Raw genomic sequence first — 23950 nt, forward strand, 5'->3', positions numbered from 1 at the left:
AGTCGCTCCCTCGGAACGCTCAACAGTACGGATTAGGCTGCCCCCATGCCAAAGAAGCGCTCGGGTGGTGGTCTGTCGCCCATGCAGCAGGCCGCCAAGTTCCTCGGTGTCAGTGTGCTCGCCGGAGCCGTCATGGCGGGCATCGCGCTGCCCGCGGCCGGCGCGCTGGGCCTCGCGGCCAAGGGCTCGGTCCAGGGTTTCGACGAGATTCCGGCCAACCTGAAGAGTCCTCAGCTGAGCCAGCGCACCACGATCCTGGACGCCCGGGGCGGACAGATCGCGACCGTCTACTCCCGCGACCGTACGGTGGTCGACCTCAAGGACATGTCGCCGTACGTGCAGAAGGCGATCGTCGCGATCGAGGACTCGCGCTTCTACAAGCACGGCGCCGTCGACCTCAAGGGCGTGCTGCGCGCCCTGAACAAGAACGCGCAGGAGGGCGGGGTCGCCCAGGGCGCCTCCACGCTCACCCAGCAGCTGGTGAAGAACTACTTCATCGAGGAGGCCGGCGACGACCCGACCAAGGTCGCCGAGGCCACCCAGCAGACCCTGGGCCGCAAGATCCGCGAGCTGAAGTACGCCATCCAGATCGAGGACAAGCTCGGCAAGAAGAAGATCCTCGAGAACTACCTGAACATCACCTTCTTCGGTGAGCAGGCCTACGGGGTCGAGGCCGCCTCCCAGCGCTACTTCTCCAAGCACGCCAAGGACCTGAACCTCCAGGAGTCGGCGCTGCTGGCCGGCATCGTGCAGTCGCCGAGCCGGTACGACCCGGTCAACGACGAGGCCGAGGCCACCAAGCGGCGCAACGTCGTGCTCCAGCGCATGGCCGAACTCGGCGACATCTCCCAGCAGGAGGCCGACCAGGCACAGCGGAAGCCGCTCGGCCTGCACACCAGCCGCCCCAAGAACGGCTGCATCACCGCGGTGAAGAGCGCCGGCTTCTTCTGTGACTACGTCCGCCAGGTCGTCCTCACCGACCCGGTCTTCGGCAAGAGCAAGGAGGCGCGGGCCAAGCTCTGGAACCGGGGCGGCCTGACCATCCGTACGACGCTCGACCCGCAGGCGCAGGAGTCCGCGCAGGAGTCCATCAAGGACCACGTCTACAAGAGCGACGCCGTGGCGACCGCCGCGACCATCGTGGAGCCCGGCACCGGCCGGATCCTCGCCATGGGCCAGTCCCGCCCGTACGGCGTCAACATCCGCAACGACGAGACGACGATCAACCTGTCCGTCAACCACGACATGGGCGGCGGCGTCGGCTACCAGCCCGGTTCCACGTTCAAGCCGATCGTCGCCGCGGCGGCCATCGAAGGCGGGAAGCAGCCGACGCAGGAGTACTCGTCGCCGTACGAGATGACGTACCCGAGCCCGGTGTCCGCGTGCGACGGCAAGGTGTGGCGCGACGACCCGCGCAAGCCCACCAAGCTGACCAACGAGAACGAGGAGGAGAGCGGCCCGTACGGCATGAAGGAGGCGACCGCCAAGTCGGTCAACACCTACTACGTGCAGCTCATCAGCGACATCGGCATCTGCCCGGTCGTCGACATGGCCAAGAAGATGGGCGTGCAGCGCGCGGACGGCCGCCAGATCCGCCAGGCGCCCTCCATCGCGCTCGGCACCCAGGAGATGTCCCCGCTGACGATGGCGAGCGCGTACGCCGCCTTCGCCTCGCGCGGCACGTACTGCACCCCGGTCGCCATCGAGTCGGTCACCAAGAAGATCGGCAGTGCGCAGAAGTCCCTGGCGGTGCCGAAGACGACCTGCTCACGGGCGATGTCGGAGAAGACCGCCGACACGGTCAGCACCCTCCTCAAGGGCGTGGTCGAGGACGGCACGGGCCAGGAGGCCGGCCTCGGCAGCCGCCCGAGCGCCGGAAAGACGGGTACGACGGACGAGCGCTACGCGGCTTGGTTCGTCGGCTACACCCCGAACATGGCGGGCGCGGTCTGGGTCGGCGACCCGCAGCACAAGCGCAAGATGACCGGCATCACCATCGGCGGCGTCCCGCACGACAAGGTCTACGGCGGTGAGGTCCCGGGTCCGATCTGGCGCGACATGATGAGCGGCGCGCTGGACGGCAAACCCGCCCCGGACTTCCACCTGGTCGACATCCCCGACGACTCCCACGAGGACGGTGATCAGGGAAAAGGCAACGGGGGGGCGACGGACGGCAACAACGGCGAACCGACGCCGCAGGTGATCGGGGGACTGCTCGGCGGTCTGACGAACGGGGGCGCCGCTGACGGAGCCACCACCGCCGGCAACGCGAACGCCGGCACCACCGGCGGCACGTTCCCGACGCCGACCTTCTCCCTCCCCGGCAACATCCTCCAGGGCCAGACGAACGGCGGGAACAACGGGAACGGGCATGGGGGCCGTCGGCATTAGCGGCCGGTGACATCAGCGCCGGTGGCGTTGGCGCGGGTGGCTGCGCAGGGCAGCGGGGCAGCGCTTGGCGCGCCTGGTGGACCCGGTGGACCCGGGCGTACGTACGACAGCGGGGCCGCACCTCGGAGGGGGTGCGGCCCCGCTGTCGTACCGGGAGAGGGGGGCGAGCGGCGACCGACGGCCGGCAGGCGGCAGGCGGCAGGCGGCAGGCGGCAGGCGGCAGGCGGCAGGCGGCAGGCGGCAGTAGACGGAACCGGCCGTTCGACGCTCGGCCCGCGTCGCTCGGCCTGCCTCGCTCGGCCTGCCTCGCTCAGCTGCGCCGCTCAGCCCTGGAGCAGCTTCTTCACCGCGGCGGCGACCCGGCCGCCCTCGGCCTGGCCGGCCACCTTGGGGTTCACGATCTTCATGACGGCACCCATGGCCCGCGGCCCCTCGGCACCGCCCGCCTTGGCCTCCTCCACGGCCTGGGCGACGATCGCGTCCAGCTCCTCGTCGGACAACTGCTTGGGCAGGTACTCGGCGAGCACCTCGCCCTCCGCCTTCTCCCGCTCGGCCTGCTCGGCACGACCGCCCTGCGCGAAGGCGTCGGCGGCCTCCCGGCGCTTCTTCGCCTCACGGGTGATCACCTTGAGGACCTCGTCGTCGGAGAGCTCCCGCTTCTCCTTGCCCGCGACCTCCTCCTTGGTGATCGCGGCGAGCGTCAGCCGGAGCGTCGAGGAGCGCAGCTCGTCGCGCTGCTTGATCGCGGCGTTGAGGTCGTCGTGGAGCTTCGACTTGAGCGTGGTGGTCATGGCCTGATTGTCGCAGGTGCACGGCCGCCCACGCCCGCGCATTAACCAGGCGGCCGTTCTCACCACGCCCAACAGGTCTGACACGATGGGAGTATGCGCGCGCGATACGGAATTCCCCTGGGGATCATGGCGGCAGGCGCCGCCGGGCTGGTGTACTCGGCGGGCTTCGAAGCCCGCTCCTTCCGTCTCCGGCGGGTGACCGTCCCCGTCCTCCCCCCGGGCATGCGTCCGCTGCGCGTGCTCCAGGTCTCCGACATCCACATGGTGAGCGGCCAGCGCAAGAAGCAGCGCTGGTTGCAGTCGCTGGCCGGGCTGCGCCCCGACTTCGTGATCAACACCGGTGACAACCTGTCGGACCCCGAGGGCGTCCCCGAGGTCCTCGACGCCCTGGGCCCGCTGATGGAGTTCCCGGGCGCGTACGTCTTCGGCTCCAACGACTACTACGGTCCCAAGCTCCGCAACCCGGCCCGCTACCTGCTGGAGAAGACGAGCGGACGCCACGGTCTGAACGGCAACGCACCGGCGGTGGGTGTGATCCACAACCCGTGGGAGGACCTGCGGGACGGCTTCGACGCGGCGGGCTGGCTGAACCTGACGAACACGCGCGGAGTGCTCAAGGTCGAGGGTGTCTCCGTCGAGCTGACCGGCCTGGACGACCCGCACATCAAGCGCGACCGCTACGCCGAGGTGGCCGGCGGTCCGTCGGGCACGCACGACCTCTCCCTGGGCGTGGTCCATGCCCCGTACCTGCGCACACTCGACGCGTTCACGGCGGACGCCTACCCCCTGATCCTGGCCGGCCACACCCACGGCGGCCAGCTGTGCATCCCTTTCTACGGCGCCCTGGTCACCAACTGCGACCTGGAAACGGACCGCGTGAAGGGCCTCTCCACGCACACGGCGGAGGGCCGTACGTCCTACCTCCACGTCTCGGCGGGCTGCGGCACCAACCGCTACACACCGGTCCGCTTCGCGTGCCCCCCGGAGTCGACGCTGCTGACGCTGGTCGAGCGGCGGTAGGAAAGACCAGGCGGGTCGGGCGGGACTCTTGATCCGCCCCACCGCCCCACCCGGCGGAGCCCGCGGAACCGAACCGCCGATCCACCCGGGCCACCGATCCACCGCCCGTCCCGGGCCGTACCCCACCCGGCCCAACCCACATGGCCGCGCCCCTCACCCGCTCCTAGCGTGAGGGGTATGACCGCCCCGATACCCAGGGACATCCCGGACCTGCCCGCGGTCCCGGGCCCGCCCGTACTGCTGCCCGCCCCGGTGCCGGCCACGGCGGTGGTGGCCCCGGTCCGCCGCCCGGCCGTAGCGGTATTCCGCCTGGCGACCGCGGTGGCGGCGGCCGGCGGAGTCGCACTGGAACTGCTCCTGGGCCCTCCGTCCCGCGTCCTCGGCTACTTCAGCGTCCAGAGCAGCATCCTGCTGGCCGTGGTCATGCTCCTGTCGGCGACGAGGTCCTGGCGGGCCCGCCGCGCGCTCCCGTCCGCGGTGACAGGCGCCACGCTCCTCTACGCAGTGATCGGCGCGCTGGTCTACCACCTGCTCCTGACCCACACCACGCCCCCGTTCTCCATGACCGGCGCGACCACGGCCCCGGAGCGCTGGCACGCCCAGTGGACGGCCCTCCAGATCCTCCACGTACTGGTTCCGGCGGCGGCGGTGCTGGACTGGCTCTTCCTCACCCCCGCGGCCCGCCTGCGCCTCCGCCAGGCCGCGGCGTGGCTGCTCTACCCCCTGGCCTACCTGGCCTTCACCCTCCTCATCCGGGCCGCGTTCATGCCACCGTCCGACCCGTCCCGCTACCTCTATCCCTTCCTCGACGTGACGGCCCACGGCTACCGCGGCACCCTGGCGAACGCCTTGCTCCTGGGCCTCGCGATCTACGCCCTGGCGGTCCTCCTGGTGGCCCTGGACCACGCCCGCCCGACCCCGACCCGCCACCCCGTCTGAATCGGATTTCGTCTACAGCCACCAGTGGGCTAAAGTAAACGACGTCGCCGCGGGAAGCAGCGACACCGGGGTGTAGCGCAGCTTGGCAGCGCGCTTCGTTCGGGACGAAGAGGTCGTGGGTTCAAATCCCGCCACCCCGACAGCCGCAACAGCAGGTAGACCACCTAGGAACGTTCCTAGGTGGTCTTCTTTTTTCTGCCTGCGTGTCTATCTGAGTGACTACCGCTTCCCGCGTGCCTACGGCAGCCGCTCCTGCGTGCCGAAGATGCCGTCCATGACCACGGCGCCGGTCTGGATCACGGGCCGGATCTGCTTTCGGTAGACCTCCTCGGTCACGGCGGTCCCCGAGTGGCCGACGAGCCGCGAGATCTCCTCCAGCGGGACACCCCGGTCGGAGAGCAGAGACACGAAGCTGTGCCGAAGCTCCCTCGGTGTCCACTCCTCTGGGCTGATCCCGTCGATGCCCTTGAGCGCCTGGCGGAAGGCACGGCGGACGTTGGCGGCATCGAGAGGCTTGCCCACGGCTAAGGAGAAAGACACCACCCACAGCCGCCCCCACGGAGAGGGCTGTCCCACGGCACGAGCGCCCTCCCGGGCCGTCCTAGGGCCTTGGAAGGGCGCTCAGCGTTGGCCAACGTCGACAGCTACCGACAGCTCAGTAGCAGGTCACGGCGTTGATCGATAAGGCGGCCGCAGGTCACGGCCTCCAGTGATCAGTTGTGGCCGTGCAGTGCCCATCGCCTCGCCACACCCCGGCAGCTCCACCCTGTGGCCTCATGCTCGCTCGGCCGTTGCGCCTCACCGACCCCGAGACCGCGCAAGCGGTACAGCCGCCGACGCGGCACCCACGGCGCCGGCGCACCCTTACAACGCGACAGGCGGTCTTGTGCCAGCCTGTCTTGGCATCTACGGTCGATCTGCTCAGCAGTGCGACGCATCTGGGGGAAGCGTGCATCTTGACTTCAGTGCCTTAGTGCGAGAGCTGGGAACCCCTTCTAAGCTCATTGTTAATTCAACGCCCGAACTGGCGGAAGAAGTCGAGAAAGAAGCTCGAGAGCGCGTCGGCCCTAAGCGCGGCGCTTCGAACCTTTACCGTAAACCCGTATACTCAATTCCGCCTGACTTATTCACCGGTATTGAATCCAGCCCGGCAGAGGTTTTGCGCGAGTTGGGATTGGCTACCACATTCATTACCGCTTCGCCCTTCGCCGACATAGCACGCCATTGGGCGCATGTACGCTACTGCGCCACCCTTAAAAGCAATCAAAAACAGGTACTGGCTCTAACTCCGGCGGGTTCCGATATAGTTCACCATCACAAGGTGGCGCAGTCAGAGCAGTTGGGTGTTGGTTTGGCCCTTGTAGTGGCCAAACGGATTCTTGAGCGACAATATCCCGGCTGGCTATTCTCCAGTGTTGACGTAGATGTTGCCCTCGCAGCTGGCTTCCTTGAAGGAGTCGGCCTAGTCCGGCAGAAGAATAAGGCAACGATGCGCCCTGACTATTTTTTGGTCGGCCGTCGTGTCGGATCGTCGCGTTCAGGGTGCAAGGTATACGTTTTGGAATGCAAGGGCACTCACGGTAATTCCTATCATTCGAGGAAACAGCTGGCCACAGCTTCTCTTCAAGTAGGTTCCATTGAGGTAGGGGCTAGAACTCTACCGAGCCTAATTGTTGCGTCTCGCCTGTCCACTGCAGGCATCGCTATCGATGTTCTCGATCCGCCTGGGAATGATGACCTATGGGCAGGAACTCCGGGAGAACTTGATTCACTACTGTCCGAGGATCCAGGTCCTCAGCGGTGGACGTCGGGCAAGCCTACTTTCGAGCAGTTCCGTGCACGACAGCGGGAGCTTCGAGGATCTCAAGCATTACAGGACAGCGATTCTGAATTGCGGTCCGCGCATGCTGCGTACGAGGCAAGTTTGGATGAACTTCCTGTCATCTTTCAAGTGCCCGAGGATGGGAAGAAGTGGCTGTTTCGGGTTCTGGCGAGAAACGCAGCGCACTCTATCCTACGGTTCGCAGGCGACAATACATCTGCATCGCAATTCACGTCCCCACGAGCCGCAGACCTTCAGCGTCTACCTATAGACGATCCAGCTCCGGACTGGCAAAGTTTCACCGTTAGCGCCGAGTCCAACATTGCTTCGCACCGGTTCGTCGGTGTCAATTACTCTATGCCACTCCCCGACGGGGCCTCACTCGAAATCTTCCGAGGAGTTGAGAAGGGGATGTATGAGAATCTCCATGAGGGAAGGATCAGCAGCTACCTTCGAAGAGCCCACCAACTTCGCGATGCCTGGGGTTCGGTCGCCAGAGGGGCGAGTGCGAGCAGCGGTCCGTACCAGGCCGTCTCGGTTGGAAATGACGGTACTGGGCTACGGATCCGCGTGGTCTAACGGGGGTTGGCGTTCGCGCGCAGGCGGACCACTGCTGACTTCTAAGAGGCCGGACACTAGTAACTCCGTGGTCAGGAGGCGCGGCCGTCGACGGAAGTAACGGCAACGCTGACGGCAACGGCACTCAACATTCCAGCGCAGCACTGGCAAGGTGCCGACAGCCCCTGCCACCCAGGTCCGCCCGCATCTTCTAAGCGCCTGGTTGGGTTGGCCGGCTGAGTGTCTAACTGCGTGACAACGCCGACGGACAGCGGCGAACAAGCACGGACGCTTGCGGACCACCGGAGCAGGTGAGAGACGCAGCGGCCCAAGGTCAAGGGGCGTCCAAGTTGCTTCGGGACGAAGAGGTCGTGGGTTCAAATCCCGCCACCCCGACGCCGTAGTACCAGGTCAGGGGCCTGATCCAGTTAGTGGATCAGGCCCCTGAGTGGTTTCCGGAAACCGTTTGGGAGAAATTAGGAGAAGATCCTGATCGGCCACTCGGGTGGTTGCAGCCGAGCCAACCTGACCGCTACGCCGCCGCATCCCGGCCACATGCACCTTCGCGAATTGCGGGCATCAGACGGCTCGAAGGGCTAACCGGCCGGCCGCAGACCGTCCCTCTGACTCCCCGGTAGCGGCCTGACGGGCAGCAGACGCCGGCCGATCGGCCAAGGCATCGAGGAGACACCAAGCACCGCGCAACCCGGTCAGTGGGCGGCCGTCTCCGCGGTGCTCCCGCTGTGTCAGCGGAGCGTCGTGAAGCTCACGACCGGGCCGTCCTCCGTCTCGGTGGCGGTGACGTGGAACGAGCGGTCCGGGAAGGCGTCGTGCAGGCAGCTGTGCCAGGAGCGGGCGATCTCCTCGGCCAGGGCATGGGCCGCGGCCTCGGAGTCGGGATCCTCCGGGATGTCGATGTAGAGCGCCAAGCGGAACCGGTTCAGCATGGCCTCGATCGAGGTGGCGTCCCCCCGTAGCCGCTCGTGCCAGGTACGGAAGTTGTCAGGCTCGTAGACGCGGTCCCACAGGACGCATCCTTCCACTTCCACGAAGCGAGGCATGAACGCGCGGGAGAACGCGGCCCACTCACCCAGTCCCGCCTGCTGCGACAGGTAGTCGAGGTAGTCGACGTCGTCGCCGACCGCCTGCGTCCACTCCCGCACATCCCTAACTTTCAGGGGGTCCATCATCCGTCCTTCGCACTCACTGGGGGAGCTCGTCGGGGCGAGCAGGCCTGGGCATCTTCTTCCACGTGAGGAACGTCTGGCCGGTCTTAGGGTTCACGTTCCTGGTGGTCTCCAGCACGTGGGGTGCCGGCACCCCGCCGTGCGGCTTGGAGTCCGGGTCGACGTCGACGCGCTTGATGGGCAGTCCCTGATCGTCGTACACAGCGTAGGCCGTCACGCTCCCGTCATGCTTCCGGCGCACCAGGACCTCGTCGGGCTTCGCGGAATTGGGGAACCGGCCGCTGTGCGGGGTGGCGCTGGACAGGTCGATTCCGCACTTGGGGGCCAGGCCCAGCGGGTCCGTCCAGCCGAGGGCGTTGACCACGTAGGCGTGGGGATTACTGGAGGGTGCCAGTCCCAGCGGGTCCGGGCTGATGTACCGGGCTGTCTCCGGGTCGTAGTAACGATGGAGGTTGTAGTGCAGCCCGGTCTCGTCGTCGGCGTACTGGCCCGGGAAGCGCAGCGGGCAGTCGACCGAGCCGGTGTCGGGCTCCGGGGGCGGGAAACCGGTGCCCCAGAGAGTGGTGCGACGCTGCCAGACGAGATCGCCCGCGCCGGAGACCAGTTCCATGGGGGTGCCGAGGAAGTCCGTCACCACGGCATACAACCGGGGCGCGGATCCGCGATCCGACTCCTCGGCCAGTCGGGTCAGGAACGAGGTGTTGCCCGATGTGTCGTGCGGCAAATGATCGGTTTGGGCCACCGGGCGATGGGTGCCCGGCGCGTAGTCCCAGGTGGTGACTCGTCCGTCCGGAACGGTCTGCTCGGCCAGGGCCGAGTCGTCCCAGGAGAATTCCGTGCGGTCGGATTCCGTGCCGTCCTTCGACATGCGCTGCTTGGAGACGCGGCGGCCGAGCGGGTCGTAGGCGTAGTGCCAGCAGTCACCGTCCGGTTCCACGACCCGCGTCAGCCGGTCCTCGGCGTTCCACACGTAGGTCCATGTGCGGCTTTGGCCGTTCAGCAGTCTGCGGGTCCTGCGGATCAAACGGCCGTGCCCGTCGTAGGCGTACGAGGTTCGGCCGGCCGAGCGGACCAGGGTGCCGTCGAACTCCCGGTCGCCCGAGGTGACGTGGCCGGGGGCGGTGGCGCGTATGACGTTTCCGGCCGCATCGTAGGCGTAGTCCTCGTTCCAGCCGTGCGCTCGGACGCCGGTGACCCGGCCGCTGGTGTCGAGGTCGAAGCGGCGCGTGCCCGAGGTCAGCTCGCGGATCTCGGTGATGTAACCGTCGGCTCGGTGGGCGTAGGTGCGGTGCTGCAGGAGGCGGTGGGCCGTGGCTTCCACTCCCGTTGACAGGGTCTGCGCGAGCAGTCTTCCCGTCCCACTCCAGGCCTGCGTCAGTGTGACCTCGGCACCGATGTGGCGCGCCGTCTCACGGCCCGCCGCGTCGTGGACGAAGTCCAGCGTGCCACTGGTTGAGCGCAGGGCGAGCGGACGCCCTGCCGCGTCGTACGTCCAGGCCGAGGTCAATCCCGAGGGGGTTGTCCGCCGGGTTCGGCGTCCCAGGGCGTCATAGCCGTGCGTGGTCGTACGCCCGTTCACCGTCTCGGACATCACGCGGCCGAGGGCGTCCCGTGCCAGGACGACCACAGCGTCGCCGTTGGCGGCTTGCGCCAAGCCGCCGTCGGGACCGTAGGAGAACGTCGTGACGTCCTCCTCGCCGGCCCGCTGCTCCACCGCCCGGCCCACCGCGTCCCGTGTGAAGCGCACTGTGTCCCCGGCGCCGTTGGTACGGGAGGCCAGCCGTCCAGCCGCGTCGTGCGTGTACGTCAGCGCATGGCCGTTGAAGTCCGTCTCGGCGACCAGACGTCCGGCCTCGTCGTAGGTGTACGTCCAGGTGCGGCCCTGGGGGTTGGTGACCGCGGTCAGCCGGAGTTCACTGTCGTAGGAGAACTCGTAGCGGCTGCCATCGGGTTCGGTCTGGGTGGCGGGTACGTCGAAGTGGGTTGCCGTGTGATGGGTCGTGTTGCCCGCCGCGTCGGTATGCGCGAGGGGGTTGCCCTCGGCGTCCCACGTCCACGACTCGCGGGCGCCGTCCGGCTGTTCGCGCCAGGACGGCTTGCCCTCGGTCGTCCAGCCCATACTGACACTGTTGCCGAGGGGGTCGGTCACCTTGGTGATGCGACCGAAGGTGTCACGGCGAACCGTCGTCGTGTGGCCGAGTGCGTCCGTGAGGGAGACGGGCAGGCCTGCCGCGTCGTAGGTCACCGTCCGGGTGTGGCCGAGGGCGTCGGTGATCGCCGTCGGCCGGCCGGCGTCGTCGTGCGTGTACCGGGTCTCGGCGCCGAGCGGGTCCACCGTGGTCAGCAGGTTGCCCCGCTCGTCGTAGCCGTGCCGCCAGACCGCGCCGCCCGGCTCGATCACCTCGGTCGGCAGTCCGATCGCGTTGTAGGTGGCCCGTGCCGAGGAACCGTCGGGCAGGGCGAGCTCGGTGATGTTGCCGACGTCGTCGTAGGTGTACCGGGTGGTGTGGCCCAGCGGGTCGGTCACCGACAGTGGCTGGGCTCCGTACTCGTCCCATTCCGTGCGGGTGACGTGCCCGAGCGGGTCCGTCTCCTCCACCACCTGGCCCTCGGCGTTGTACCGGTGGACCGAGGTGTGGCCCTGGGAGTCCGTGTACGTGGTCGTGCGGGCGGTGTCGTCGTACGTCAGGGTGCCGGAGAGGATACCGTCGACGCCCTCGGTGCTCAGCACCCGGCCGCGGTCGTCGTAGACGTAGGAGAACCAGGTGCCGTTGCGGTCGGTCCAGCGGGTGACGCGGCCGTCGGTGTCGTAGGTGAGGCGGAGGGGTTCGCCGCTGGAGTTGATGACCTCCGTGAGGTTGCCGGCGGTGTCGTAGGCATAGCGCATCACCACCGTGCCCTCGTCGGTCGCGGCGCTCGGGTGGTAGCGGGAGGGCGGCTCGTCCAGGAGGCGCAGGGCCGTGATGCGCGGGCCCTGGGTGTCGACGGCGACGTAGTAGCCGCCGGAGTGGTGGATGCCGAAGGGGATGCCGTCGTCGTCGCGTTCGATGTCGACGCGGTTGCCGTTGCGGTCGGACCAGGAGTCGAGGGCGAGGTGGAAGACGCCGAAGGTGGGTGAGGGGACAGGGGCGGCGAAGGTCCGGGTGACGCCGGTCGAGGGGTCGGTGACCGTCATCGCGCCGTCCGGTTTGCCGTCCCACTCCAGCGGCCAGCGGGCGCCCTTGGCCGGCATCGTGGGAACACCGGGTTCCGGTACCGGGTAGACCAGGCGCATGCCGTCGGCCGCCGCGAAGACGACGCCCTCGCCGTCGATCTGGAGGCACTCGTCCAGGGTGGAGGCCCAGGTCGGGCCGAAACAGACGCCGCCCCGGTAAGAGGAGAGGTGGGTCCGGGTGAACACGAAGGGCAGGGCGGCCGGCAGGGTCAGGTCCGTCTGCGTCATCAGCATGGCGCCGGTCGCCACGTCGATCGGCTCGCCCACACACGGGGTGCGCTCGGCGTTACGAGCCGCCGGACCCAGCTCGACCAGGTCGGGGCGGAGGGACGGCGGGCGCAGCAACAGGGGGGTGGTGTCGGCCAGCCCGCCTTCCATGCTCGCCTTCAGCAGGCCGCCGCCCGCTCCCAGCGCGCCGCCGAAGATCATGCCGTCCTTGGCGGCCTGGTTCACCTCGTCCAGGCTGAGGCCCTGCTGGAGGCCGGTCGCGATTTTCAGGGGCTGGGCCACGGCGAGGTCCACGGCGACCGATTCGACACCGCCGAACGCGGCGGCGACGAGGGTGCCCGCGGCGATCTCGGCCACCGTCGTGGTGACGGCGATGCCCATCGTCGCACCGAACTCGATGACCGCGTCCGCCGCCGCGACGGCCGCCCCGGAGGCGAGGCCCGCGGTGAAGAAGGCGAGCGTCACCCCGCCCGCGATCACGGCGGCGTCGATGCCGATCTGCGTCCACAGCTTGTTGATCGCGTCGTCGATGGCGTCGGCGAACTTGTCCAGCGCCTTGGCCATCTCCCGCGAGGACTTGGCGAGATCGCTCAGCCAGCCGCCGTCCTGCTCCTTCGCGTAGCGGCCCCAGAACTTGTCGAACGCCTCGATCGACTCGCCGGTGTTGTTGTGGATGATCGACGACGCGCTGCGGTGCACCGGAGCGCGGACGTCGTCCACCGCGTCGGCGAAGGCACGCCAGGCCTTCGCCGCCTCCCGCAGCTTGCCGGAGTCGGCTTCCGGCCACCACAGGCCCAGCTTGAGCAGGATGTGGCGGGCCTTGTCCTCAACGCTCACCGGCACCGTCGCTCTGCTCGCCGGTCTTCACCCGCGTGAACATGCCGGCGATGAGCTGGTCGTTGTCCACGTGCCCGTCGGCCATGTCCACCATCGCCTCGTGAATGCTCGTCAGACCGAGCACCAGGATGCCCGCCGCGCTCTCGATCTTCTTCTGCTGCGGCTTGTAGGCGTTGCCGAACTTGTCACCCTGCTCGTCGTGGCCCCAGGGTTCGCCCAGGCCGTCCAGCGTCTGGATCAGCGTGGTCAGCGCCTTGCCCAGATCGATGGCTCCCTGGTGGAAGGCCGGTGCCGCCGCCTTGATGTCGGCGGTCTTGATGTCCAGTACCTTGCCGGGCACCTTGCCCTCGCCCATCGCTGTCGTCTCCCCCGGTTCGCAGGTGCGGGTGCCGACCCTAGGGGAGGCAGGTCAAGAAAGGGTCATGCCGACGGCAGGCACGGGCAATGTGCCGGTGGTGGGAACACTCGCCCGGCGAATGCGGGCGAGGTGAGAGGTCCCGGAGGCGAAGACGAAGACGAAAGCGGCCTTCGGCCTGAGGGCCCGGCCCGTCCCCTGCCGCCGTACCGGTCGCCGGTCACAGGCCCACGTCCCGGCGTCGGATGTCCGCCAGGGACTCGCGGCGGACCAGGAGGCGGGCGGAGTCGTCGTGTACGGCGATGACGGGTGGGCGGCCGACCAGGTTGTAGCCGGATGCCATGGAGAGGTGGTAGGCGCCGGCGACGGGGACGGCGAGCAGGTCGCCGGGGCGTACGTCGGCCGGGAGGTCCACGTCGGCGGCGAGGATGTCGCCGGCCTCGCAGTGCCGGCCCACCACGGTCGTCCGGGCCGGGGCCGCGGTGCTGTGCCGGCCGGTCAGCCGGGGGGCGTACCGGACGCCGTACAGGGCCGGGCGCGGGTTGTCGCTCATGCCGCCGTCCACGGCGACGAAGACGTGGCCGCCCGTGTGTTTCACGGACAGCACGCGGTACAGGGCGACGCCCGCCGGGCCCACGACGGCCCGGCCCGGCTCGATGATCAGGCGCGGGACCGGGAGTCCGGCCGTGGCGCAGGCGTCGGCGAGTCCGGCGCGGACCCGGCGGGCCAGCGCGGTCAGGTCCAGGGACTCCTCGCCGGGGCGGTAGGCGATGCCATGGCCGCCGCCGAGGTCGAGTTCGGGCAGGACCAGGCCGTGCTGTTCGTGCAGCCGGCTCATCAGGCCGACCAGGCGGCGTACGGCGACGAGGTACGGCTTGACGCTGGTGATCTGCGAGCCCAGGTGGCAGTGCAGGCCGGTGAGTTCCAGCTGCGGCTGGTCCAGGATGCGCGCGATGGCGTGCTGGGCGTGGCCGTCGGTGAGGGAGAGGCCGAACTTCTGGTCGTCGGTGCCGGTGCGGATCTTCTCGTGGCCGCCCGCGCTGATGCCGGGCACCACCCGGACCATGACCTTCTGGTGTCCGCCCGGACCGACGGCGGCGGCCAGCCGGGCGATCTCGGCGGGGCTGTCGATGACGATCCGGCCGACGCCCAGCCGCAGGGCGGTGTCCAGGTCGTGCGGGGACTTGGCGTTGCCGTGCAGCACGATCCGCTCGGGCGGGAAGCCGGTGGTGACGGCGAGTTCGAGTTCGCCCGCGGAGCAGACGTCGAGGCCGAGCCCCTCCTCGTCCACCCAGTGGGCCATCGCCCGGCACAGGAACGCCTTGGCCGCGTAGAGGACCTCGGCGTCGGGGAAGGCGTCCCGGTAGGTACGGCAACGGTCGCGGACCTCGGCCTCGTCCAGGACGTAGGCGGGGGTGCCGAAGCGGTCGGCGATCTCGGTGAGGGGTACGCCGCCCACCGCGAGGTCACCGGGGCGGTGTTCGGTGGTGGAGGCGGGCCACACCGACAGGTCGGCCGGGGTGGTGGCGGGTTCGTGGACCGTGGTCATCGTGGTCGGCCCCTCTCAGGCGGCCCGGAGGGCGGGGACGGGGACCGGGGCGGGGAGGGGGGTCGCGGGCGGGGCGGTGAACAGCGGGTCCACCGTCACGGTGGTGACCCCGAGCGGTGCGGCCAGGGCGCGCAGCGCGGGCCCGGCGAGCCGGATCCACGCCTGGCCGGGGCCGAGGGTGGCGGTGAGCCGGCGTTCGGAGGTGAAGCCGACCGCCGTGCGGTCGCCGAGCGGGGTGCGGAAGAGCCGGGCCGCGCACCCGGAGGGGCCCGGCTGGACCGGGACGTACAGGGGTCCGGCCGGGAACCGATCGGAGGGTTCGGGGTCGTCGTCGCGGCTGAGTCGTGCCATGGGGTGCCTCCTGGAAGGCGGGGCGCGTGGGTTCGGGGTGGCCCCGGACGCGGGGAGGCGGACCGGGGCTCGCCCCGACGGTATGCCCGGTGCCGCCGGGTGCCGGACGCTCCCTGACGGGACGCTGACGGTGATCCGGCGGACCTTGACGGGATGCTGACGGACCCGGCGGGCACGGTGCGGACGGGTCGTCAGGAGGGCGACAGGAACGGGCGCGAGCGCTGTTTGGAGGCGCCGGTCCGCGGTGAGATGGAGGACGTTCCGAGGAGGATCAGATGTCCGAGTCCCGTCCGTCCCCCCTGCCGCGCGTCGTCGTCGGCGTGAGTGGCTCCCCGGGCAGTCTCACCGCCCTGGCCCGCGCCGCCGGCGAGGCCCGAAGCCGCGGGGCGGAGCTGTGGCCGGTACTGGCCTGGGAGCCGCCCGACACGGGGCTCACCGCCCGCAGGCCGCCGGTCGCGGCCGTGCCGACCGGGGAGTGGGAGCTGCTGGCGGCGCAGCGGCTGCGCGACGCGCTGGGCGAGGTGTTCGGCCGCCCGGACACCGGGGTTCCGGGGCAGGCGCTCGTCGTACGGGGCGCTCCCGGGCCGGCGTTGGTACGGACCGCGGACCGGGACGGCGACCTGCTGGTGCTCGGCGCCGGCGGGCGGGGGCGGCTGCGGCGGGCGCTGTGGCCGTCGGTGGGCCGCTACTGCCTGGCCCACGCCGGCTGTCCGGTCCTCGCGGTGCCGCCGTCCCCGCTCGCGGCGGCGCTGACGGCCCTGCACCGGCGCAACGCCCTGCGGCTGCGGCTGGACACCGGGCATCTGGAGCACGAGTTCGATACCGCGCCGCCTGACGCCTGATGCCTGATGCCTGATGGCTAGTGCCTGGTGCCTGGTGCCTGAGCGCGGCGTGGGGGTGTGCGCCCCGCCTGTCCCGCCCGTTCCGTCCGTCCCGCCTTCCCCGCGCGCGAGCCGGCTCGTCGGCCGTGGCCGCGGGGGAACCGGACCTCGTCCGTCCCCCATACGACAACCGGCGGTACCGGACTGTCTCCCGGTACCGCCGGCCCCACCGCCGGACGCGCGGATCTCACTCGCCGGACGCGAGCTCCTTCAGCGCGATGTTGAGTTGCAGGACGTTCACCCGGGGCTCGCCGATGAAGCCGAGCGTGCGGCCCTGGGTGTGCTCCTCGACCAGCTTCTCCACCCGGGCGACCGGCAGGTCGTTGCGGGCGGCGACGCGGTGCACCTGGAGGGCGGCGTACTCGGGGGAGATGGCCGGGTCCAGGCCGGAGCCGGAGGAGGTGACGGCGTCGGCGGGGACGTCGGACGGCCGTACGGTGTAGCCGGGGACCGTGTTCTCCTTGACCACCCGGGCCTTCGCCTGTTCGACGGAGCGCACGAGCCGTTCGTTGTCGGCGGCCAGGTTGGTCGCGCCCGACAGGGTCAGCTCGTACCGCGTGTTGCGGCTGTTGGTGCCGAGGCCGTCGGCCGGGCGGGACTGGAAGTAGCGCGGGCCGTAGCCCTGCTGGCCGATCAGCAAGGAGCCGACGACCTTGCCGTCGGCCCGGATCTCGGAGCCGTCGGCCCGGTCGCGGAAGAGCGCCTGTGCCACTCCGGTGACGGCGAGCGGGTAGACGACGCCGGTCAGCACGGTCAGCACGAGCAGCGCCCGCAGGCCCGCGCCGAGCAACCGGATGGTGTTAGCGAGGGAGTTGTTCATGTCCTTCATCCGATCCCGGGGATCAGCGAGATGAGCAGGTCGATGATCTTGATGCCGACGAAGGGCGCGATCAGGCCGCCGACGCCGTAGACGCAGAGGTTGCGCCGGAGCATCCGGTCGGCGCTGACCGGCTTGTACCGCACGCCCTTCAGGGACAGCGGCACCAGCGCGACGATGATCAGCGCGTTGAAGACGACGGCCGAGAGGATCGCGGAGTCGGGCGAGGACAGGCGCATGATGTTCAGCTTGTCCAGGCCCGGGTAGACCGCGGCGAACAGCGCCGGGATGATCGCGAAGTACTTGGCGACGTCGTTGGCGATGGAGAACGTCGTCAGGGCGCCCCGGGTGATGAGGAGCTGCTTGCCGATCTCCACGATCTCGATCAGCTTGGTCGGGTCGGAGTCGAGGTCGACCATGTTGCCGGCCTCCTTGGCGGCCGACGTGCCGGTGTTCATCGCCACGCCGACGTCCGCCTGGGCGAGCGCGGGCGCGTCGTTGGTGCCGTCACCGGTCATCGCGACCAGCTTGCCGCCCGCCTGCTCCCGCTTGATCAGGGCCATCTTGTCCTCGGGGGTGGCCTCGGCGAGGAAGTCGTCCACGCCCGCCTCCGCCGCGATCGCCTTCGCGGTCAGCGGGTTGTCCCCCGTGATCATGACCGTCCGGATGCCCATGCGGCGCAGTTCCTCGAACCGCTCCCGCATGCCGTCCTTGACGACGTCCTTGAGGTGGATGACGCCCAGGACCCGGGCGCCGTCGGTGTCCTCCACCGCGACCAGCAGCGGGGTGCCGCCCGCCGCCGAGATCCGGTCGGTCAGCTCCTGGGCGTCCGGCGCCACCGTGCCGCCCCGCTCCTCCACCCAGGCGACGACCGAGGCCGTGGCGCCCTTGCGGACCCTGCGGCCGTCGACGTCCACGCCCGACATCCGGGTCTGGGCGGTGAAGTCGATCCACTCGGCGTGCGCCAGTTCGCCCCGGTGGCGTTCCCGCAGTCCGTACCTGTCCTTGGCGAGGATGACCACGGAGCGGCCCTCGGGCGTCTCGTCGGCCAGCGAGGAGAGCTGGGCCGCGTCGGCGACCTCGGCCTCGGTGGTGCCGCTCACCGGCACGAACTCGGCGGCCCGGCGGTTGCCCAGGGTGATGGTGCCGGTCTTGTCCAGCAGCAGTGTGGAGACGTCGCCGGCGGCCTCGACCGCGCGGCCCGACATCGCCAGCACGTTGCGCTGCACCAGGCGGTCCATGCCGGCGATGCCGATCGCGGACAGCAGGGCGCCGATGGTGGTCGGGATCAGGCAGACCAGCAGCGCGACCAGCACCACCATGGTCAGGTGGGTGCCCGCGTAGTCCGCGAGCGGCGGCAGCGTGGCGCAGGCCAGCAGGAACACGACGGTCAGCGAGGCCAGCAGGATGTTCAGCGCGATCTCGTTCGGCGTCTTCTGCCGGGCCGCGCCCTCGACCAGGCCGATCATCCGGTCGATGAAGGTCTCGCCGGGCTTCGTCGTGATGCGGACGACGATCCGGTCGGACAGGACCCGGGTGCCGCCCGTGACGGCGCTGCGGTCGCCCCCGGACTCGCGGATCACCGGCGCGGACTCGCCGGTGATGGCCGACTCGTCCACCGAGGCGACGCCCTCGATGACGTCGCCGTCGCCGGGTATGACGTCACCGGTCTCGCAGACCACCAGGTCGTCGATGGTCAGCTCGGTCCCGGGGACCCGTTCCTCGGCGCCGCCCGGCAGCAGCCGGCGCGCGACGGTGCCGGTCTTGGCCTGGCGCAGGGTGTCCGCCTGGGCCTTGCCGCGGCCCTCGGCGACCGCCTCCGCCAGGTTGGCGAAGATCACGGTCAGCCACAGCCAGGCGCTGATCGTCCAGCCGAACCAGTCGCCGGGGTCGGTGACGGAGAAGACGGTGGTGAGTACGGACCCGACCCACACCACGAACATCACGGGGGACTTGACCATCACCCGCGGATCGAGCTTGCGGATCGCGTCCGGCAGGGACCTGACCAGCTGCCCGGGGTCGAAGAGGCCCGCTCCGACACGGCCCTCGTCGGGTGTGTGCCCGGCCGGCGCGTCCTGGTGGGGCGCGAGGGTGGGTGTGGACATGGAGTCCTCGTGCTTCTTCAGGGGGGTGGTCATCACGCCAGTCCTTCGGCGAGCGGGCCCAGCGCCAGGGCCGGGAAGTAGGTGAGACCGGTGATGATCAGGATCGCGCCGACCAGCAGGCCGGCGAAGAGGGGCTTCTCCGTGCGCAGGGTGCCCGCGGTGACCGGCACCGGCCGCTGTCCGGCGAGCGAGCCGGCCAGCGCCAGGACGAAGACCATGGGCAGGAAGCGGCCGAGCAGCATCGCCAGCCCGGTCGTGGTGTTGAACCAGTCGGTGTCGGCGTTCAGGCCGGCGAAGGCCGAGCCGTTGTTGTTCGACGCGGAGGTGAAGGCGTACAGCACCTCGGAGAAGCCGTGCGCGCCGGGGTTGAGCATCGAGTGCGGCGGGGTCGGCAGCGCCATGGAGGCCGCGGTGAAGACCAGCACCAGTGCCGGGGTGACCAGGATGTAGCAGGCGGCGAGCTTCATCTCCCGGGCGCCGATCTTCTTGCCCAGGTACTCGGGCGTGCGGCCGACCATCAGACCGGCGATGAACACCGCGATGACCGCCATGATCAGCATGCCGTAGAGGCCGGAGCCGGTGCCGCCGGGCGCGATCTCGCCCAGCATCATGCCGAGCATGGTGATGCCGCCGCCGAGGCCGGTGAAGGAGGAGTGGAAGGAGTCCACCGCGCCGGTCGAGGTGAGCGTCGTGGCCACGGCGAAGATCGACGAGCCGCCGACCCCGAACCGGACCTCCTTGCCCTCCATCGCGCCGCCCGCCGCCTGGAGCGCCGGGCCGTGGTGGGCGAACTCGGCCCACATCATCAGCGCGGTGAAGCCCAGCCAGATCCCGGCCATCGTGGCGAGGATCGCGTAGCCCTGCCGGACGCTGCCGACCAGCACGCCGAAGGTGCGGGTCAGCGCGAACGGGATGACCAGGATCAGGAAGATCTCGAAGAGGTTGGTGAACGGGGTCGGGTTCTCGAACGGGTGGGCGCTGTTGGCGTTGAAGTAGCCGCCGCCGTTCGTGCCCAGCTCCTTGATGGCCTCCTGGGAGGCGACCGCACCGCCGTTCCACTGCCGGCTGCCGCCCATGAACTGGCCGACCTCGTGGATGCCGGAGAAGTTCTGGATCACTCCGCAGGCGACCAGCACCACGGCGGCGACCGCCGCGACCGGCACCAGGACACGGACCGTGCCGCGCACCAGGTCGGCCCAGAAGTTGCCCAGCTCCCCGGTGCGGGAGCGGGCGAAGCCGCGCACCAGCGCCACGGCGACGGCCATGCCGACGGCGGCGGAGACGAAGTTCTGCACGGCCAGACCGGCGGTCTGCACGACGTGCCCCATGGTCTGTTCGCCGTAGTACGACTGCCAGTTGGTGTTGGTCACGAACGACACGGCCGTGTTGAACGACTGCGCCGGGCCGACCGAGGAGAAGCCGAGCGAACCGGGCAGCACGCCCTGGAGCCGCTGGAGCAGGTAGAGGAAGAGGACACCGGCCGCCGAGAAGGCCAGGATGCCGCGCAGATAGGCGGGCCAGGTCATCTCGGTGTCCGGGTCGGCACCGATGCCCCGGTAGATCCACCGCTCCACCCGCAGGTGCCGGCCGGAGGAGTAGACCCGGGCCATGTAGGTGCCGAAGGGGATGTAGACGAGCGCCAGCGCGCCTATGAGGGCGAGCAGCTGGAGCACGCCCGCTGGTACGGGACCCATGTCGGCTCTCAGAACCTCTCCGGGTGGATCAGGGCGAGGACGAGATAGCCCAGCAGGGCGACGGCCACGACCAGGCCGACGACGTTCTCGGCGGTCACAGCTTCGTCACCCCCTTGGCGACGAGTGCCACCAGCGCGAAAGTCACGAGCACGGTGACGACGAAGGCCAGATCGGCCATCGCGGACTCCTGGGGTGAGGTGCGGGGAAACGGACGCTTGAAGGAAAACTCCTCCGCGGCCGGATCCGGTCACCCGTTGACGGCTCTCATACGGCCGTGCGCGCGGCTTTGACGGGTCTTTTACGGCGCCCGGACGGCAGCGGGCTCAGGCGCGGGCCGAAACCCACCGGCCCGGACCCCCGGTGCACCGCCGGCGGGCTCAGGCGGCCCACCGGTGCCGGCCTGTCCGGGCCCGCACGACAACGGCATCGGGCTCAGGCGGTCCACCGGTGCCCGCCCGCCCAGGCCCGCACGACAACAACAGCGGGCTCAGACGGCGAACCGGACACCCGCCCACCCGGGCCCGCAGAGCGACGCCGGCGGGCTCACGCGGCGGACCGGGACCCGCCCGCCCGGGCCCGCACGGCTACGCCGATCACGGCGGAGGCGGCGGCGGTCGCGGCGAGGCCGCCGGCCAGGACCAGTGCGACGCCGATCACGAAGAGGCCGCTGGAGTCGTCCGACCAGTCGACGAAGGCGGCGGCCGCCAGACCGGCCGGGACGCCGAGCACCGCGCTCACGGCGTGGTGCCGGGCCGTGGCCCAGTACACCGGCGGCAGCAGGGTCAGCACCAGCCCGATCACCTGCCAGGCCGCGTACGGGCCGGTCGTCGTGCCGTCCGGCGCCACGTCCCGCCGCTGGTCCCAGCCCAGCCACGCGGCCCACGCCACGAGCGCGACCGCGGCCGGGGCGAGGACCGTCAGCGTCCGGAGAAGGGGTTTCGTCAGTCGTCGTCGCATTCCTCCACCGTGCCGCCGGGCCCGGTCACCGGCCAGAGCGGACATACTCAGCCGCGTCTGGGTACCCGCTGCCGGGTCCGCGGTGCGTAGCGGCGGGGTTCTAGGCTGCCTCCCGGAGGAGATCCGCTTCGTCAGCGCGGTCTGTTGAATCAGCGCGGTCTGTTGAACATGAAGGAAGCACCGTTGAACTTCTGGTCGCTCTACCAGCACGGCTTCGCGCGCATCGCCGCGTGCACGGGCCACACCGTCATCGCCGACCCGCACGCCAACGCCGAAACGGTCCTGCGCCAGGCCCGCCGGTGCGCGGACGAGGGCGTCGCCGTCGCCGTCTACCCCGAACTGGGCCTGTGCGGCTACTCCATCGAGGACCTGCTGCTCCAGGACGCGCTGCTCGACCGGGTCGAGGAGGCGCTGCGCACGGTCGTGGCGGGCTCGGCGGAGCTGCTGCCGGTGCTGGTCGTCGGCGCCCCGCTGCGCCACCGCCACCGGATCTACAACTGCGCGGTGATCATCCACCGGGGCCGGGTCCTCGGTGTCGTACCGAAGTCGTACCCGCCCACCTACCGGGAGTTCTACGAGCGCCGGCAGCTCGCCGACGGCCACGACGAGCGGGGCGGGACCATCCGGGTCGCGGGCGCGGAGGTGCCGTTCGGGGTGGACCTGCTGTTCGCGGCCGAGGACGTGCCCGGGCTCGTGCTGCACACGGAGATCTGCGAGGACATGTGGGTGCCGGTGCCGCCGAGCGCGGAGGCCGCCCTGGCCGGCGCGACCGTGCTGGTCAACCTCTCCGGCAGCCCGATCACGGTCGGCCGGGCCGAGGACCGCAAGCTGCTGTGCCGCTCGGCGTCCTCGCGCTGCCTCGCCGCGTACGTCTACGCGGCGGCCGGGCTCGGCGAGTCCACCACCGATCTGTCCTGGGACGGACAGACCATGATCTACGAGAACGGGGTGCTGCTCGCCGAGACCGAGCGCTTCCCGCTCGGCGAGCAGTACGCGGTCGCCGACGTCGATCTCGACCTGCTGCGGCAGGAACGGCAGCGGATGGGCACCTTCGACGACAACCGCCGGGCGCACGCCGCGCGCACCGGTGACTTCCGGACCGTCTCCTTCGAACTGGACCCGCCCCACACCGACCTCGGGCTGCGCCGGCGCGTCGAGCGGTTCCCGTTCGTGCCCGCCGACCCCGACCGGCTCGCCCAGGACTGCTACGAGGCCTACAACATCCAGGTCGCCGGGCTCCAGCAGCGCCTCGCCGCGATCGGCGGACCCAAGGTCGTCATCGGTGTCTCCGGCGGTCTGGACTCCACGCACGCGCTGATCGTCGCCGCCCGGGCGATGGACCGCGCGGGCCGGCCGCGCAGCGACATCCTGGCCTTCACCCTGCCCGGCTTCGCCACCAGCGACCACACCAAGGACAACGCCCACACGCTGATGCGCGCGCTCGGCGTCACCGCCGCCGAGCTGGACATCACGCCGACCGCCCGGCTGATGCTCAAGGAGATCGGCCACCCCTTCGCCGCCGGCGAGCCGGTCTACGACGTCACCTTCGAGAACGTGCAGGCCGGTCTGCGCACCGACTACCTGTTCCGGCTCGCCAACCAGCGCGGCGGCATCGTCCTCGGCACCGGCGACCTCTCCGAGCTGGCGCTCGGCTGGTCCACGTACGGCGTCGGCGACCAGATGAGCCACTACAACGTCAACTCCGGGGTGCCGAAGACGTTCATCCAGCACCTGATCCGCTGGGTCATCACCAGCGGCCAGTTCGACGACGAGACCGGCGAGGTGCTGGCCGCGATCCTGGACACCGAGATCAGCCCGGAGCTGGTGCCGGGCGAGGAGATGCAGTCCACCGAGTCGAAGATCGGCCCGTACGCGCTGCACGACTTCACCCTCTTCCAGGTGCTGCGCTACGGCTTCCGCCCCTCGAAGGTCGCCTTCCTGGCCTGGCACGCCTGGCACGACCCGGACGCCGGTGCCTGGCCGCCCGGCTTCCCCGAGGCCAAGCGGGTGGCGTACGACCTGGCCGAGATCCGGCACTGGCTGGAGGTGTTCTGCCGCCGCTTCTTCGCGTTCTCCCAGTTCAAGCGCTCGGCCATGCCGAACGGCCCCAAGGTCTCGGCCGGCGGCTCGCTCTCCCCGCGCGGCGACTGGCGGGCCCCGTCCGACGGCAACGCGGAGGCCTGGCTGCGGGACCTGGACCGCTTCGACTGGCCGCAGGCGTAGACGCTCCCCCGCCGGGTCCGCTCCCCCGCCG

16 protein-coding genes, 1 tRNA gene and 1 pseudogene are annotated in these 23950 nt (G+C 70.1%); 6 read left to right on the top strand and 12 right to left on the bottom strand.

Annotated features, from left to right (window positions below; all coding sequences use genetic code 11):
- Positions 1-45 precede the first annotated feature (45 nt).
- A complete protein-coding gene (locus IF37_RS0100435; protein ID WP_030734210.1) occupies positions 46-2391 on the top strand; it encodes a transglycosylase domain-containing protein in 2346 nt (781 codons plus the stop codon).
- Between the two features lie 323 nt (positions 2392-2714).
- Here IF37_RS0100435 and IF37_RS0100440 read toward each other — a convergent pair whose 3' ends face one another.
- On the bottom strand, positions 2715-3182 hold the full coding sequence (locus IF37_RS0100440) for a GatB/YqeY domain-containing protein (protein WP_030734213.1): 468 nt from the start codon (positions 3180-3182) through the stop codon (positions 2715-2717).
- A 93-nt stretch (positions 3183-3275) separates the two neighbouring features.
- On the opposite strand from IF37_RS0100440, the gene IF37_RS0100445 reads away from it, so the two are divergent.
- From IF37_RS0100445 to IF37_RS0100455, 3 genes are all read left to right on the top strand, one after another.
- Positions 3276-4202, top strand: a complete 927-nt coding sequence (locus tag IF37_RS0100445; RefSeq protein WP_030734216.1) for a metallophosphoesterase — start codon at positions 3276-3278, stop codon at positions 4200-4202.
- A 177-nt stretch (positions 4203-4379) separates the two neighbouring features.
- The gene (locus IF37_RS0100450) at positions 4380-5141 is read left to right on the top strand and encodes a Pr6Pr family membrane protein (protein WP_030734219.1); all 762 of its coding nucleotides are present in this window, start codon (positions 4380-4382) and stop codon (positions 5139-5141) included.
- Positions 5142-5207: 66 nt separating this feature from the next.
- Positions 5208-5281 (top strand) — tRNA-Pro (locus IF37_RS0100455).
- Between the two features lie 97 nt (positions 5282-5378).
- Here the strand turns inward: IF37_RS0100455 and IF37_RS0100465 are convergent.
- From IF37_RS0100465 to IF37_RS0100490, 6 genes and pseudogenes are all read right to left on the bottom strand, one after another.
- Positions 5379-5675 (bottom strand): annotated as a pseudogene (locus IF37_RS0100465) (tyrosine-type recombinase/integrase); the annotation flags it as partial.
- 2592 nt (positions 5676-8267) lie between these two features.
- Entirely contained in the window at positions 8268-8711 is a 444-nt protein-coding gene (locus IF37_RS0100470) for a hypothetical protein (protein ID WP_030734225.1), read from the bottom strand.
- A 13-nt stretch (positions 8712-8724) separates the two neighbouring features.
- Complete coding sequence (locus IF37_RS0100475; protein WP_253915585.1) at positions 8725-12987, bottom strand: DUF6531 domain-containing protein; 4263 nt, start codon at positions 12985-12987, stop codon at positions 8725-8727.
- Entirely contained in the window at positions 12977-13342 is a 366-nt protein-coding gene (locus tag IF37_RS0100480) for a hypothetical protein (RefSeq protein ID WP_030734231.1), read from the bottom strand. The genes IF37_RS0100475 and IF37_RS0100480 overlap by 11 nt, the downstream gene beginning before the upstream one ends.
- 220 nt (positions 13343-13562) lie before the next feature.
- On the bottom strand, positions 13563-14891 hold the full coding sequence (lysA, locus tag IF37_RS0100485; RefSeq protein WP_030734235.1) for a diaminopimelate decarboxylase: 1329 nt from the start codon (positions 14889-14891) through the stop codon (positions 13563-13565).
- Between the two features lie 15 nt (positions 14892-14906).
- The gene (locus IF37_RS0100490) at positions 14907-15242 is read right to left on the bottom strand and encodes an SAV_915 family protein (RefSeq protein ID WP_030734237.1); all 336 of its coding nucleotides are present in this window, start codon (positions 15240-15242) and stop codon (positions 14907-14909) included.
- A 275-nt stretch (positions 15243-15517) separates the two neighbouring features.
- Here IF37_RS0100490 and IF37_RS0100495 point away from each other — a divergent pair, with 275 nt between their 5' ends.
- Positions 15518-16084 (top strand): universal stress protein, encoded by a 567-nt coding sequence (locus tag IF37_RS0100495; RefSeq protein ID WP_030734241.1) that lies wholly within the window; start codon positions 15518-15520, stop codon positions 16082-16084.
- A gap of 226 nt (positions 16085-16310) precedes the next feature.
- On the opposite strand, the gene IF37_RS0100500 is transcribed toward IF37_RS0100495, so the two are convergent.
- The 5 genes from IF37_RS0100500 to IF37_RS0100525 form a co-directional block, all read right to left on the bottom strand.
- Complete coding sequence (locus IF37_RS0100500) at positions 16311-16943, bottom strand: potassium-transporting ATPase subunit C (RefSeq protein ID WP_030734243.1); 633 nt, start codon at positions 16941-16943, stop codon at positions 16311-16313.
- A 5-nt stretch (positions 16944-16948) separates the two neighbouring features.
- On the bottom strand, positions 16949-19078 hold the full coding sequence (gene kdpB, locus IF37_RS0100505; protein ID WP_030734247.1) for a potassium-transporting ATPase subunit KdpB: 2130 nt from the start codon (positions 19076-19078) through the stop codon (positions 16949-16951).
- Positions 19078-20739 (bottom strand): potassium-transporting ATPase subunit KdpA, encoded by a 1662-nt coding sequence (kdpA, locus tag IF37_RS0100510; protein ID WP_030734251.1) that lies wholly within the window; start codon positions 20737-20739, stop codon positions 19078-19080. Before kdpA ends, kdpB begins: the two co-directional genes overlap by 1 nt.
- An 8-nt stretch (positions 20740-20747) precedes the next feature.
- On the bottom strand, positions 20748-20837 hold the full coding sequence (kdpF, locus tag IF37_RS41145; protein ID WP_037855298.1) for a K(+)-transporting ATPase subunit F: 90 nt from the start codon (positions 20835-20837) through the stop codon (positions 20748-20750).
- Between the two features lie 445 nt (positions 20838-21282).
- Positions 21283-21696, bottom strand: coding sequence for a hypothetical protein (locus IF37_RS0100525; RefSeq protein WP_030734253.1), 414 nt, complete (start codon positions 21694-21696; stop codon positions 21283-21285).
- A 168-nt stretch (positions 21697-21864) separates the two neighbouring features.
- Between IF37_RS0100525 and IF37_RS0100530 the strand changes: the two genes are divergently transcribed.
- Positions 21865-23919, top strand: coding sequence for an NAD(+) synthase (locus IF37_RS0100530; protein WP_030734256.1), 2055 nt, complete (start codon positions 21865-21867; stop codon positions 23917-23919).
- Positions 23920-23950 lie beyond the last annotated feature (31 nt).

The organism is Streptomyces sp. NRRL S-31 (genome assembly GCF_000718775.1).
Classification (GTDB): domain Bacteria; phylum Actinomycetota; class Actinomycetes; order Streptomycetales; family Streptomycetaceae; genus Streptomyces.